At 35.3% G+C, this 13,315-nt stretch carries 13 protein-coding genes; 7 read left to right on the top strand and 6 right to left on the bottom strand.

Annotation, left to right across the window (positions count from 1 at the left end; all coding sequences use genetic code 11):
* Positions 1–15 precede the first annotated feature (15 nt).
* Entirely contained in the window at positions 16–387 is a 372-nt protein-coding gene (gene rsfS / locus AC13DP_RS07175; RefSeq protein ID WP_013070311.1) for a ribosome silencing factor, read from the bottom strand.
* A 93-nt stretch (positions 388–480) separates the two neighbouring features.
* Here rsfS and AC13DP_RS07170 point away from each other — a divergent pair, with 93 nt between their 5' ends.
* On the top strand, positions 481–1,212 hold the full coding sequence (locus tag AC13DP_RS07170; protein ID WP_347407079.1) for a biotin--[acetyl-CoA-carboxylase] ligase: 732 nt from the start codon (positions 481–483) through the stop codon (positions 1,210–1,212).
* Positions 1,213–1,381: 169 nt separating this feature from the next.
* Here the strand turns inward: AC13DP_RS07170 and AC13DP_RS07165 are convergent, their stop codons facing one another.
* Both AC13DP_RS07165 and pyrE read right to left on the bottom strand, forming a co-directional pair.
* Positions 1,382–1,771 (bottom strand): SRPBCC domain-containing protein, encoded by a 390-nt coding sequence (locus tag AC13DP_RS07165; protein ID WP_347407080.1) that lies wholly within the window; start codon positions 1,769–1,771, stop codon positions 1,382–1,384.
* Positions 1,768–2,415, bottom strand: a complete 648-nt coding sequence (pyrE, locus tag AC13DP_RS07160; protein WP_013070314.1) for an orotate phosphoribosyltransferase — start codon at positions 2,413–2,415, stop codon at positions 1,768–1,770. Before pyrE ends, AC13DP_RS07165 begins: the two co-directional genes overlap by 4 nt.
* A 7-nt stretch (positions 2,416–2,422) precedes the next feature.
* On the opposite strand from pyrE, the gene AC13DP_RS07155 reads away from it, so the two are divergent.
* A complete protein-coding gene (locus tag AC13DP_RS07155; RefSeq protein ID WP_013070315.1) occupies positions 2,423–3,049 on the top strand; it encodes an NUDIX hydrolase in 627 nt (208 codons plus the stop codon).
* Here the strand turns inward: AC13DP_RS07155 and AC13DP_RS07150 are convergent.
* Entirely contained in the window at positions 3,033–4,784 is a 1,752-nt protein-coding gene (locus AC13DP_RS07150) for a M14 family metallopeptidase (protein ID WP_347407083.1), read from the bottom strand. The genes AC13DP_RS07155 and AC13DP_RS07150 overlap by 17 nt on opposite strands.
* 241 nt (positions 4,785–5,025) lie before the next feature.
* Between AC13DP_RS07150 and AC13DP_RS07145 the strand changes: the two genes are divergently transcribed.
* Together AC13DP_RS07145 and AC13DP_RS07140 are read left to right on the top strand one after the other, a co-directional pair.
* A complete protein-coding gene (locus AC13DP_RS07145) occupies positions 5,026–6,318 on the top strand; it encodes a PQQ-dependent sugar dehydrogenase (protein WP_347407084.1) in 1,293 nt (430 codons plus the stop codon).
* 30 nt (positions 6,319–6,348) lie between these two features.
* The gene (locus AC13DP_RS07140; protein WP_483067474.1) at positions 6,349–8,637 is read left to right on the top strand and encodes a TonB-dependent receptor domain-containing protein; all 2,289 of its coding nucleotides are present in this window, start codon (positions 6,349–6,351) and stop codon (positions 8,635–8,637) included.
* A 674-nt stretch (positions 8,638–9,311) separates the two neighbouring features.
* Here the strand turns inward: AC13DP_RS07140 and coaD are convergent.
* Positions 9,312–9,767 carry a pantetheine-phosphate adenylyltransferase gene (gene coaD, locus AC13DP_RS07135; protein ID WP_228251491.1) on the bottom strand — a complete coding sequence of 152 codons (456 nt, stop codon included), beginning with the start codon at positions 9,765–9,767 and terminating at the stop codon, positions 9,312–9,314.
* A gap of 123 nt (positions 9,768–9,890) precedes the next feature.
* Between coaD and AC13DP_RS07130 the strand changes: the two genes are divergently transcribed.
* Complete coding sequence (locus AC13DP_RS07130; protein ID WP_483067473.1) at positions 9,891–10,457, top strand: hypothetical protein; 567 nt, start codon at positions 9,891–9,893, stop codon at positions 10,455–10,457.
* Positions 10,458–10,460: 3 nt separating this feature from the next.
* Here AC13DP_RS07130 and AC13DP_RS07125 read toward each other — a convergent pair whose 3' ends face one another.
* Positions 10,461–11,435 (bottom strand): D-alanine--D-alanine ligase, encoded by a 975-nt coding sequence (locus AC13DP_RS07125; protein ID WP_228251494.1) that lies wholly within the window; start codon positions 11,433–11,435, stop codon positions 10,461–10,463.
* Positions 11,436–11,541: 106 nt separating this feature from the next.
* On the opposite strand from AC13DP_RS07125, the gene AC13DP_RS07120 reads away from it, so the two are divergent.
* Both AC13DP_RS07120 and AC13DP_RS07115 read left to right on the top strand, forming a co-directional pair.
* Positions 11,542–12,159 carry a PASTA domain-containing protein gene (locus tag AC13DP_RS07120; protein ID WP_228251495.1) on the top strand — a complete coding sequence of 206 codons (618 nt, stop codon included), beginning with the start codon at positions 11,542–11,544 and terminating at the stop codon, positions 12,157–12,159.
* The gene (locus tag AC13DP_RS07115; RefSeq protein WP_339812735.1) at positions 12,159–13,217 is read left to right on the top strand and encodes an RluA family pseudouridine synthase; all 1,059 of its coding nucleotides are present in this window, start codon (positions 12,159–12,161) and stop codon (positions 13,215–13,217) included. Before AC13DP_RS07120 ends, AC13DP_RS07115 begins: the two co-directional genes overlap by 1 nt.
* Positions 13,218–13,315 lie beyond the last annotated feature (98 nt).

The raw sequence follows: 13,315 nt of genomic DNA, 5'->3' as shown, positions 1-13,315 counted from the left end.
CTTTCTTCTAAATAATTAATACTTTGTCTCGATAGAGGTTATTTTAGCATCCCCCCAAAGACTTTCGATGTCGTAAAACTCTCTAATATGCTTCTGGAATACATGAACAACAACGTTCACATAGTCCATTAAAACCCATTCAGCATTCTCACTACCTTCGATATGCCAGGGCTTATCTTTTAAAGATTTACTAACGGATTTTTGAACGGAATTAACGATGGCGTTAACCTGAGTGTTAGAAGTACCGTTGCAGATAACAAAATAATCACAAACTGTATTATCAATCGCTCTTAAATCGAGGATATCTATATCATTTCCTTTTACGTCTTCAATTCCCTTAATGATATGTGCTATAAGTTGATCGCTGTTTGTTTCTTTTTTCGTCATTAAATTTATTTATTTACGCAAAGTTATGTTTTTTTGGCTTTTTATAGACCTACTTAACACAACATTTAGCGACAATCTTTTCATTATTCTAATATGCGTATAATCAAAGTTGATGCCATCCCCTCTACAAACGACTTCGTAAAGCAGTATTACACGGGTAATTCTAGCTTCGAACCGGTTTGTGTTTCTGCCCGTTTTCAAACAAAAGGTAAGGGGCAAAGAGGTGCTGTTTGGAATGTAGCGGAAGGCAAAAATCTAACATTCAGCTTACTTTATCCTAAAGTTGAACTAACAATTAATCATCGTTTTTTATTGAGTGCTGTGGTTTCTTTATCGGTAGTAAATATACTACGTAAGTTTTATATCCCTAAATTAAGTGTAAAATGGCCTAACGACATAATGTCAGGAAACTTTAAAGTTGGCGGTATATTAATTGAAAATATTCTGAAAAAGTCTGACATCGCTGCTAGCATTGTCGGGATCGGCCTAAATGTAAATCAGGATGACTTTGGAGATTTAAAACAGGCTTCTTCCTTAAAATTGCTAACCGGAAATCATTTTAATTTAGATGAAATTTTAAAAGCAATCTTAGACGAACTTTCTGCTCGCTTAAAAGCACTTTCTAAAGAGAAAGAAACTTCTATTTTAGAAGAATACGCGGCATTAATGTTTAAAAAAGACGTTGTTGCTGCGTTTCAATACCCAAATGGAGAATATTTTAACGGTATTATACGTGGAGTGACTACTAACGGGCTTTTAAATATTGAAATTGAAGATGCCGTATTTAAAACTTTCGATTTAAAAGAAGTAAAACTTATGTATTAAAATAAAAGCTGTTTTAAAATATCAAATTTTAAAACAGCTTTTATTTTAATGGCTTCTTATACAATAGAGAATACTTAGATTACAATTATTATAGAGTACCTCGAAATTGTCAAGAGGTTTCCCGATTTATACTATGTAGGCTAGCCAAGAGATTAATGATTTTCGAAATTTATAATTTCGAAATATTTTCACTTAAATTGTTGATGAATTTTTGCAACGGACTTTTTACCATCATCGCCATCATCCCATTAAATTCACCATGAAATAAAAACTGAACTTCACTTCCTGTATCAGCTTCATTAATATGAATGCTAAGGGTAAAAGGAAATTTATCAGAACCTGATCCTAAAACCACCAGATTAGGTTCGTCTGTATTTACAATTTTAAGAACGATCTCTGGCATTCCCTTTAGCTGAAAAAGAAATTTTTCTGAAGATAAAACCTCAAACTTCTCTTTGCTATTGGGCATAATTTGCTCGTAGTTCTCAACATTGGTCAGGAATTTATACATTTCCTGCTGACTTTTACTCGCAGTTACTTTTGGGCTTTCTAAATTCATGATTCCGGGATCCATTTTGCCGGATCTTTTCTCCAGCTTTTTAATAGTTCTACTTCAGATTCTTTAATGTAACTTGTGCGTTGTGCGGTATCGATTAAATAATCGTAATTACTTAATGTATGTACATCAAGATCTGCGTTTTTAATATTCTCTTTGGCAATATCAAATCCGTAAGAAAATATTGCTAACATACCTTTTACGTTGGCGCCGCTGTCTCGTAATGCTTTAACAGCGTTTAAGCTGCTCCCCCCCGTACTTATTAAATCTTCGATGACTACAACGGTTTGTCCAGGTTCAAGATTTCCTTCAATTTGGTTTTTTCTTCCGTGAGATTTTGCCTCAGGTCTTACGTATACAAAAGGAAGACTTAGGTATTCTGCAACCAACATACCAATACCAATAGCGCCGGTAGCTACAGCAGCGATAACATCTGGTTTTCCATAAATCTCTTCCACCTGTTTAGCAAAATTTTCACGTATAAAGTTTCTAATCAAAGGATAAGATAACACGATACGATTGTCACAGTAAATAGGAGACTTCCACCCGCTAGCCCATGTAAAAGGCTCTTGTGGTTCTAATTTAATTGCTTTAATTTGCAATAATACTTCAGCAGTTTTTATTGCTGTTTCTTTATTTAAAATCATACTACAAATGTATAAAGTTTTTGTGAATGATACCCCGATAATTCTTTCTACAAAAAAAGATCTGGGAGGCGAATATAAAACCTATTCCATCAAAACCGTACGATTAAAACGTTTAATTCGAAAGATTATAAAAGGAAAAATTACTCATGTAAATCTTTATCATAGGAAGGAAGAGAAGCTTTTAAAATTGCTGCGAAAGAAAATAAAAGTAGTTGTAGCTGGAGGCGGTAAGGTTTATAATAGCAACGGTGAAATCCTTTTTATTTATCGAAATAAAAAATGGGATTTACCTAAAGGAAAAATAGAGAAAGACGAAACTATAGAAGAATGTGCAATCCGGGAAGTTGCTGAAGAAACTGCTATTACGGGGCTACAAATTACCGGCTTTTTAAGAATTACCTTCCATGTTTTCAAGCGAAAGGGCAAATATCGCCTTAAGGAAACATATTGGTATAATATGAGCAGTGATTATGAAGGGGAATTGATTCCTCAGGAAAAAGAAGGCATTGAAAAGGTAAAATGGAAAAATCCTGAAAAAGCAGAAAAAGCCCTTAAAAATTCTTATGCCAATATTAAATTATTATTCGAGGAAGACAATATTACTGTTCCAAAAAATACTAGCGTGGAAGCCTAAAAATTGGGTAGCGTAAATGCGCACTTTCGTAATATTTAGAATGTTTATGAATCCAATCTAATTGCGCATACCAGCTTTTGGCAAAATCCGGATCCTTTGTTTTCTTTTCTTCAAAAGAGGCCTTTAACTCTGAGTTTTTTGCCAATAGGTCTTTAGCAATATCTTCAAAAACGTAAGGTGAAAAATGTTCTTTTTGCTGAAGTACAGTGTCAAAATAATTCCAGTTAAAGAAAGAGTCTTCGGCAGCTGGCTCTAACATTTCAATCAAATAGCGAACCCCGTCCTGAAAAGTACTTACGTAATAATCTCCTTTTCGAAATCGTATAGAATCCATACTTGCAGAAACTTCAGTTTTACTGTGCATATAATGTCCTTCGTAAGCAGTATTTCCGGTTTCGTAATTTTCTATTTTATATTGCTGTACGTATAAGGTGGTATCTTTTTCAAAAGCTTCCATTTTAATATTGTTTAGCTTCAGCAAATCAATAACATTCCACCAGCCTTGCGGAATTACATAAGCCCTTGGGATATCTATCCGGTCCTCAGCAACGAAATTGTTGAAGTATTCGATGTCTTTTGTGAAAGGTTTATTACGATCGTATTTTAAGCGTTCACCACCGGTAAGCTCACTGGGGATCATCTCTCCTTCATATCCTTTAAACTCACGTATGCTTGGATCATCCATATCTGGCTTATAATGGATAGGATACCAGCGTTTAGTAAGATACTTTTTCTTTTCTGCAGCTCTTAATTCTTTTATTTTTTCGGACTGATTGTCGGTAATAGCTACCATAGAGCGCATCAACTCATAGGTTCCCCAAACACGTTTATCATAAGGTTTTAGCATGTGGGTTTCTACCATCATTCCAAGGGTATTCCAAAGCGTGGTGTAGCCTGTAGAATACCGAGGATAATCGGCGAATTGAGAAAATCCGTTTTCGGGAACCTCATTAAAAACATTTACATAAGGTGTAATATCAAGCTTTTTCGATTTTAGGGAATCTTCCAAAGCTGGCATCATGGTTTCGTTCAGATATTTACCAATATCCCCACCAAGCCTGTTGTGTTGAGTAAATAGATGTGTTAATACGTATTGATAGTCGGCACCATTACTAACATGATTATCAATAAAAACTTCGGGGTCCAGATAATGGTAAATTTTATAAAAAGCTCGTGCGTTTTTAGTGTCGGCCTTGGCAAAATCACGATTTAGATCGTAGTTACGGGCGTTACCTCTAAATCCGTAAGCTTGTGGTCCGTTTTGATTAGTTCTTGAAAATGAGTTTCGGTTTAAAGCCCCACCAATATTATAAACCGGTATAGTCGCAATAACCACATTCTCTGGGATTTTTACCGAATCCTGAGCCATATCCCTAAACATCATCATTGTGGCATCGATACCATCACTTTCTCCGGGATGAATACCATTAAGGATCAATAAAATGCTTTTGTTCTCTTTGATTTTTGCAATATCGAATTGCGCATCTGGATTGAAAATGGCCAGGTGTAGAGGTTCTCCGCTGTCGGTAGTATCAAATGTTTTTAATTGTACAGAGGGGTAAACTTTAGCAAGATCTTTATAAAACTGGATGACTTTGGGATAAGTATCGGTTTCAGTTCCATTAGAAATTTCAAAACGAGTGGTAAAATCATAATCGTCCTGAAGCTGATATTTTGAAAAATCGCAGGAACCAAAAGCAATAATAATAAAGCCTAAGAAAAGAATTCTTTTCATAAATACGAACTAACAAGAAAAATAGATTGTAAACATACTTAAAATATGCTAAAGCCACTAACTTGAAGTATTATTAATAGATGGTGTGTAAGAAAATACTTCATTTGTGTTAGTAGTTTTATTATCTGTTTTTCATAAAAAATTTTGTCTTTTTATTTTATGCTGTTAAACTATACTTAATCCTGCTAAATGATTTTTCTGCAGTCTTATTTCAGGTTATTTTCGAGAGAAAAGCTAAGATATGAGAAAGAAATTATTTGTAAGTGCCGGCTTATCTGCACTTGTGAGCTTCTGTGGTGTTGCGCAAATGCAAGAAGAATTACCCAAGAAAACTAAAAAAGAATTGGCTAAGCAGCCACCAGTCACCGTTCAAACAGCGATAGGTACTTTAGAATTACCTTCGCCATTTTCCACAAAATCGGTAGAGAAAAATAGTGAAATTGTTCCTTGGCCTTCAGGTCAAATGCCAATAGCACCTAAAGGATTTAAGGTTTCGAAGTTCGCAGAAGATCTTGATCACCCAAGAAGATCTTATGTGGCGCCTAGCGGAACAGACATTTTTGTAGTAGAAAGTGATGATGCTAAGAAAAGTGCTAACCGAATAACCCTTTTTAAGGATGCAAATATGGATGGAAAACCAGAGGAACGATTTGTGTTTGCTGAAGGCTTAAACCAGCCTTACGGAATGCTTATTTTAGACGGCTACTTTTATGTTGCCAATGTAGACGCTATTAAAAGATGGCCTTATCGAAAAGGGATGACCACTCTTGAAGGAGAAGGCGAATTAATTAGAGAATTGCCTGCCGGTGGGTATAACCACCACTGGACGCGTAATTTAATAGCCAGTAAAGACGGAAAGAAATTAGTGGTTACGGTAGGTTCCTCTAGTAATGCGGGTGAACATGGTATGGACAAAGAAGAGCGAAGAGCCAATATTTTAATGATGGATCCCGATGGTAATAACGAAATTGTTTATGCGGCGGGATTACGTAATCCGGTAGGTATGGATTATAATCCCATTACCGGCGAACTTTGGACAGCCGTTAATGAACGCGATAAACTTGGAGATAATTTAGTGCCGGATTATATGACCAGTGTTAAACAAGGTGGGTGGTATGGCTGGCCTTATTCGTATTATGGAAATATAAAAGATCCAAGATGGCATAAAGAACCACATAAAGATATGGTAGAAAAAGCGATTATTCCTGATGTGCCTGTTGGTTCACATACCGCTTCTTTAGGTATAACTTTTTACAATAAAGATCAATTTCCTAAACGATATAAAAACGGAGCGTTTGTGGGACAACATGGGTCCTGGAACCGTTCTAATTTCGCTGGTTATAAAGTGTTGTTTATTCCCTTTGATAATAGTGGGAAACCACAGCAACCAGAAGATTTCTTAACTGGTTTTATTGCCAGTGAAGATGGTAGCAAGGTGTATGGTCGCCCGGTTGGTGTTACTACTTTACCAAATGGTGATTTATTAGTGAATGATGATAACGGTGGAGTAGTTTGGAGAGTTTCTGCGGAATAATAAGTAATTTGGTTTCTTAAAAAAGAGCAATTGAAAAAAATAATTATTGCGCTGATGTTAATAGTTGGTGCGCAAAAATCATTTAGCCAGAATCTTACAGGACAAATTTTAAGTGAAGCAACTTCTGAAGCTATTGCAAATGTAAATATCATTGCAGCTTCAGAAGTTGTTGCTGTTTCAGGTATTGATGGATTTTTTACTGTTGAAAATGTTAAATTCCCCTTAGTTTTAAAATTTAGCATTATAGGTTTTGAAGCGCAATCAAAAAGTTTTGATAAAAATCAATCAGATGTTAAAATTTATCTGAAGCAGTCTAACGAATCTCTTTCCGAAGTGCGATTGAGGAGTACACTTATTCCTACCGAATTACGAAATATGCCTGCAGCGGTGAGTTTACTATCTAAAAGCGATCTTGAAAGAACCGATGCGGCTAATTTTGTAGACAATCTTAATTATGTTCCCGGTGTCTATGTAAATCAGGGTGCTTTAAATACGAATAAAATCAATATTCGAGGTATTGGTGGGAGGGCACAATATTCAACCAATCGCATTCAGGCTTATTTTGATGGCATTCCGTTGGCAACAGCAGAAGGAGAACTCACTTTAGATGATATTGATCAGGAATCTTTAGAAAGAGTTGAAGTTATAAAAGGGCCTACAAGCAGTATTTACGGAGCCGGACTTGGCGGAGCAATAAATCTATACTCCGCCGATCCTGGAAAAAGACAAAGTCATATTGGCGTAAAAATGCAGGGCGGAAGTTACAATACCTGGAAAAAATCGGATGTAATTTCTATAAATGGCGAAAATTCTTCATTCTTTGCCAATTATAACCATGTAAAAAGTGATGGATGGAGGGATAATGGTTCATATGATCGTAAATCAGGACTTTTGAACGCTAAAGTGCTTACTTCGGGAAGTAACAGTTTGTCGTTTTTAGCCAATTTCGTTAGATTAAAAGCCTATATCCCAAGTTCGATAAGCGAAGATGATTTTTTTAACGATCCAGAAAGCGCTGCCTATACCTGGGGAGCTTCTAGAGGTTACGAGAGTTACGATCGAGGGTTGCTAGGTATAAGTTATAACCACCATCTTTCTGAAAATTTCACCAATCAAACCAGTATATTTTTAAACTTTAGAAATGCTTACGAGCCCAGGCCATTCGATATTTTAAAAGAAGAACGATTATCTGCCGGAGCGCGAACAAATTTTAGTCTCGCTACTGCTATTTTTGAAAAGCCCGCTGCCATTAGTTTTGGGGCACAATATTATAATGAGTGGTATGAAACGGGAACTTTTGAGAATCTGTATGAAGATTTCGATGATCTTGGTAGTTTTAGAGGAGAACGCTTAAGCAATAACGAACAGGATCGCTATTATGCCAATTTCTTTGCGCAATTAAACCTGAATTTAACTGAAAACCTGTTGGTAGAAGCCGGTTTGAACTTTAATACGACTGGTTATAGTTTAGATGATTTTTATACTGAAGATAATATCGATCAAACCGGAAGTTATACATTTGATGCCGTTTTTTCACCAAGAGTAGGTTTATCTTATGAAGTGGCAGAAAGGAAAAATTTATATGCTTCGGTAAGTCATGGGTTTTCTACACCAACCGTAGCCGAGACTTTAACTCCCGAAGGGCAAATAAATACAGATCTAAAAGCCGAAACAGGATTTAATTATGAAATAGGTTTTAAAGGCAATTGGTTAAATAATCGATTATATACTGAAGTTTCGTTGTATAGTATCCAGGTTCGAAATTTACTGGTAGCACAGCGGGTAGCGGAAGATCAATACGTAGGTATCAACGCAGGTAAAACCGATCATAATGGAATTGAATTCTTCGGAAAATATACTTTAGATATCGCAGAAAACTGGCACATGAGTCCATTTGTAAATGTGGCTTTCAATTTTTTTAAATTTGATCGTTTTGTAAATGAAGAAGTAGATTATTCGGGTAATGAGTTACCCGGGGTTCCAAAACATACTATTAATGCCGGTATTGATTTAAATAGCAATTTTGGTTTTAGTTTTAATATATGGTATAGAAATATAGGTGAAATTCCATTGAACGATGAGAATTTGGTATATACTAATTCGTATCAATTGGTTAATCTAAAAGCCGGGTATGCATTCGATATTATGAAGGATTTTCAACTGAATATTTACGGGGGAATAAATAATGTTTTTGATGAGCATTACGCGGCTAGTGTGTTGCCTAATGCTGTTGGTTTTGGCGGTGCAGCACCCCGATTTTATTATCCCGGTTATCCCAGGAATTATTTTACAGGAATAGCGGTTAATTATTTTTTCTAAATTGGTATTTATGCAAAGAAGTGATTGAAATGAAGAATTGAAGGAGATTGAGTTTGAAGCGAATGTTTTTGCTGAATTAGGTTATAAAATCTCCAATCTAGTTAGAGTATTTAAAATTACTGTATTTGGGATAGAACTTCAGTATAAAAGTATTGGAACGGATATGAAATAATCAGAATAAAACTTAAAAATGAGTATGGTCAAGCAGGTAGTATACTTATAAAATATTGGAAGAGTTGTTTTTGGAGCGTAAGAAGGACAAGGTTTTGTTATTCATTTTAATTAATACAAAAAAGACAACCGAATGGAGAATTTAAAGGCTACCAAGCGAGAAAAGGAAATTCACTATTTATCCTGAAATTAAGAATATCTTTCGAAAGCCACCGATTCACGAAAATTGACTAAGACGAAAGTGAAATTTATCAAAATAAAAATCTTTGATGCTAACCGAAGAACGCGATTAAAAATGATCGCAAAGCAATTCAGTTATTGCACAAATGCAGTCACATAGAATAAAAAACCGGTGAGAACTGGGGGCATGTTACGGAATATTAATTATAAACTCCTAAGGTTTAAAAATTATAGCGTCCAGGAAAACGAAATGGTAAATTTTCATACCAACTTTTTATAAGCTTTCAAATTAAAATTTAAAGCTTTAACCAGGAACCTGAAAGTTACTCACTACTCACTACATTCGGAACCATAAACTCATATTTTCCACCATGTTGCATCACGTCTCTAACAACGGTAGAAGAGATGTGCTCCAGACCAGCAGAAGCGATAAGAAAAACAGTTTCAATGTTTTCCATTTTAAAATTGGTTTGTCCTATAGACTTTTCAAACTCCAGGTCAATACCATTTCTTAATCCGCGTAGTAAAAATTTAGCATCAATTTCTTTACAGAAATCAACCGTAAGTCCTTTATAAGTAGTAACTTTTATTTTAGTTTCGTCCTTGAAAGTCTTTTCAAGAAACGCTAAACGCTTTTCTAAAGAAAACATATACTTTTTACTACTATTTGTACCAATAGCCAGAATAATTTCATCAAAAAGCGGAAGACCGCGTTCAATAATATCTACATGCCCTAAGGTAATAGGATCGAATGATCCCGGAAATACTGCTCTCCTCATATTTAATCAATTAATAATACTAAGGTCTTATAAAAAAAGAAGTAAACAAAATCCGATTTTGTGTTATAGCTATAAGCGTTATTTTTTTATATTCGCGACATTTAATAAAATACCGATCAAAAAATGAACAGATTCATCATCATTTTACTTTTTTTATTTTTAGGGAGTTCAGGTTTAAAAGCACAAAATTATTCAGTGGAAGAATCTTTATACGGAATTCAAACTGGTGTTTTAGGCCTTTGGGCATATAATGAATTACGATTGGCTGACGAGTTTTCATTCAGAACAGAAATTGGCTTTGATGGCGGTCTATGGGCAAATTCTTTTTATTCTAATGGAGATATGCACTATGTTTTTGCTCCAGTAATAACTTTAGAGCCCAGATGGTACTATAATCTAAATAAACGAGCTGATAGAGGTAGGAAAACCTGGAATAATGCGGCTAATTTCTTGAGTTTAGACATTACTGTACATCCTGATTTATTTGTTATTTCAGATGAAAATAATGTAAGTGTGCCTAACCAAATTTCATTTATCCCAAAATGGGGAATTAAAAGAAATATAGGTAGACACTTTGGTTATGAATTAGGAATAGGTATTGGTTATGCTACTTATTTTGATGAAAAAAATTATTACGACAGTGATGGAGGAGTAATAAGTCTAGATTTAAAAATAGGTTACAATTTCTAACAATTATACCAAAGAAGCTTCAATCGCACTTCCGTATAAATCCTGTAAACTAATACCTGCTTTTGCTGCTTGCTGAGGTAAAATACTAGCCTGGCTCAATCCTGGTGTAGTATTCATTTCAATAAAATGTGGCTCACCGTTGTGGAAAATAAATTCCGATCGGGTAAATCCTTTCATTTTTAATTTCTTATAGATCAGCTTGGCTATTTCCTGAACCTTTTTTGTGTCTTTTTCTGAAATTCTGGCTGGAGTAATTTCCTGGGATTTTCCTAAATACTTGGCTTCGTAATCAAAGAATTCATTTTCTGAAACAATTTCGGTTACCGGAAGAGCTATGATCTCCCCGTTATAAGTAATCACACCTACTGAAACTTCAGTACCATCAAGAAAAGATTCAATTATAGCTTCATCATCTTCCTGAAATGCATTTTGTGCAGCTCGGTATAATTCATTTTTTTGTTTTACCTTGGTGATTCCGAAGCTGCTTCCAGCACGATTTGCTTTAACAAAACAGGGTAATCCTACTTTCTCGATAATTTCATCTGGATTAATCGCATCTTCTTTATTGAGAAAATAATTTTTTGCGCTTTTGATTCCGTAAGGTTTCAATACACTTATTAAATCTCTTTTATTAAAAGTTAATGCCGACTGGTAATGATTGGCTGCTGTTTGCGGAATATTTAGCAATTCTAAATAGGCCTGTAACAATCCGTTTTCACCTGGCGTACCGTGAATAGTATTAAAAACACAATCAAATTTTATAATTTCAGTACCCATTTTTACCGTGAAATCATTTTTATTAATAGGGTAGGGCGTATCGTCGTGAGCAACTACAAACCATTCATTTTGTAAAATATGCACGCGATAGGGTTCGTATTTATTACGATCCAGGTTTTCATAAACCATGTTTCCACTATTAATAGAAATGCGGTATTCACTTGAAAAACCGCCCATTGCGATGGCAATTTTTTTCTTCATATTCAATATCTAAGATGATGTTGCGTTTAAAACAAAAATATCACGAAAAAAGGGTGTCACCAAAACCAAGGTGTTTTTATATCTTTGCTTTTTATTTTGTAAATATATGGGATTGTTCAAATTCATTTTCAGTAAAACATTTTTAATTCAGCTAGTGCTGGCAATTATTTTTGTGGTCGTTTTAGGATATGCTGCCATGCAGTGGTTAGATTATACTACAAACCAGGGAGAACGAATAGAAGTTCCAAATCTTGCCGAGTTGTCGCTAAGCGAAGTAGAAACCATGCTGAAGGAGAAAGACCTTAGATATGAGATTTTGGATTCTGCTAATTTTAATCCGGATTATCCACGATTTTCGGTTATCGAGCAAGTCCCTAAAGCAGGGAAATTTGTAAAGGAAAACAGAAAAATATATCTTACTTTAAACCCTTCGGGTTATCGTAAAGTGTTAATCCCAGATCTTATTCGTCGTACCCGAAGACAAGCAGAACCTACGTTAAAATCATTAGGTTTTGAAATAGGAGAGATTACTTATAAACCAGATATCGCTGAAGATGCGGTGTTGGAACTTCGTCATAATGGGAAATTAATAGAGCCGGGAGACGAACTAATGAAAACTTCTAAAATCGATTTGGTTTTAGGAGATGGTTCTGGAAGCTATAGTCGTCCTGTGGAAGATAGTGTTGAGACGGAACAAACGAACGAAGACCAATTTGATTTTTAATGAGCGAGCATCCCGAAGAAAATAACGAGCTGGAAGACCAGAACGACGAAACGTTATACGAGCATCATAAATTTATTGCTGAAAAAGGTCAAAATCCGCTTCGTGTTGACAAATATTTGATGAATTATATCGAGAAAGCGACTCGTAATAAAATTCAGAAAGCGGCAAAAGATGGGAACATTTACGTGAACGATGTCCCTGTAAAGCAAAACTATAAGGTAAAAGCCGGTGATGTGGTGCAGGTGATGTTCGAGCATCCGCCGTATGAATTTTTACTAACGCCAGAGAATATTCCTTTAGATATTGTGTATGAAGATGATACACTACTCGTTGTAAATAAACCGGCAGGAATGGTAGTGCATCCCGGTCATGGTAATTATAGCGGGACCTTAATTAATGCCCTGGTATATCATTTCGAAAATCTTCCGAATAATAGTAGTGATCGCCCCGGTCTGGTGCATCGAATCGATAAAGATACCAGCGGACTGTTAGTGATCGCTAAAACAGAACATGCCATGGCTCATTTATCAAAACAATTTTTTGATAAAACCAGTGAGCGCGAATACATAGCTATAGTTTGGGGGAATGTAGAGGAAGACGAAGGCACCGTGGAAGGTAATATTGGCAGGCATCCAAAAAACCGACTTCAGAATACCGTTTATGAAGGTGAAGATGCTGAAAAAGGAAAACCTGCTGTAACTCATTTTAAGGTGTTAGAACGATTTGGCTATGTGACTCTGGTGGCTTGTAAACTGGAAACTGGTAGAACACATCAAATCAGGGTACATATGAAGCATATAGGTCATACCCTTTTTAATGATGAACGCTATGGCGGGGAGAAAATTTTAAAAGGTACCACATTTACCAAATACAAGCAGTTTGTTGAAAATTGCTTTAAAATTTTACCAAGACAAGCACTTCATGCTAAGACTCTTGGTTTTACCCATCCAAAAACAGGAGAGTGGATGAGTTTTAATTCAGACTTGCCAGAAGATATGCTTGGAGCTATCGAAAAATGGCGCAACTACGCTAAAAATCAAAAAGAAATGCTGGAGTAGTTTAGCGAAATTCGATATAATATAAGACCTTTTTATTGCTGTATAAATAAGTAATTAAAGGTCTTTTTTATTTTCGGAAAGCGAAGTCTTATCTTCGT

This window comes from Zunongwangia sp. L-65, from assembly GCF_056859415.1.
Note: the sequence above shows the minus strand (reverse complement) of the source record. Positions and strands in the feature narration are given on the sequence as shown.

Coding starts and splice junctions, on each gene's coding strand:
- AC13DP_RS07155 (WP_013070315.1), top strand. CDS start 2,423: ATGTATAAAGTTTTTGTGAATGATACCCCGATAATTCTTTCTACAAAA.
- AC13DP_RS07125 (WP_228251494.1), bottom strand. CDS start 11,435: ATGAAGAAAAAAATTGCCATCGCAATGGGCGGTTTTTCAAGTGAATAC.
- coaD (WP_228251491.1), bottom strand. CDS start 9,767: ATGAGGAGAGCAGTATTTCCGGGATCATTCGATCCTATTACCTTAGGG.
- AC13DP_RS07115 (WP_339812735.1), top strand. CDS start 12,159: ATGAGCGAGCATCCCGAAGAAAATAACGAGCTGGAAGACCAGAACGAC.
- pyrE (WP_013070314.1), bottom strand. CDS start 2,415: ATGATTTTAAATAAAGAAACAGCAATAAAAACTGCTGAAGTATTATTG.
- AC13DP_RS07170 (WP_347407079.1), top strand. CDS start 481: ATGCGTATAATCAAAGTTGATGCCATCCCCTCTACAAACGACTTCGTA.
- AC13DP_RS07120 (WP_228251495.1), top strand. CDS start 11,542: ATGGGATTGTTCAAATTCATTTTCAGTAAAACATTTTTAATTCAGCTA.
- rsfS (WP_013070311.1), bottom strand. CDS start 387: ATGACGAAAAAAGAAACAAACAGCGATCAACTTATAGCACATATCATT.
- AC13DP_RS07165 (WP_347407080.1), bottom strand. CDS start 1,771: ATGAATTTAGAAAGCCCAAAAGTAACTGCGAGTAAAAGTCAGCAGGAA.
- AC13DP_RS07130 (WP_483067473.1), top strand. CDS start 9,891: ATGAACAGATTCATCATCATTTTACTTTTTTTATTTTTAGGGAGTTCA.
- AC13DP_RS07145 (WP_347407084.1), top strand. CDS start 5,026: ATGAGAAAGAAATTATTTGTAAGTGCCGGCTTATCTGCACTTGTGAGC.
- AC13DP_RS07150 (WP_347407083.1), bottom strand. CDS start 4,784: ATGAAAAGAATTCTTTTCTTAGGCTTTATTATTATTGCTTTTGGTTCC.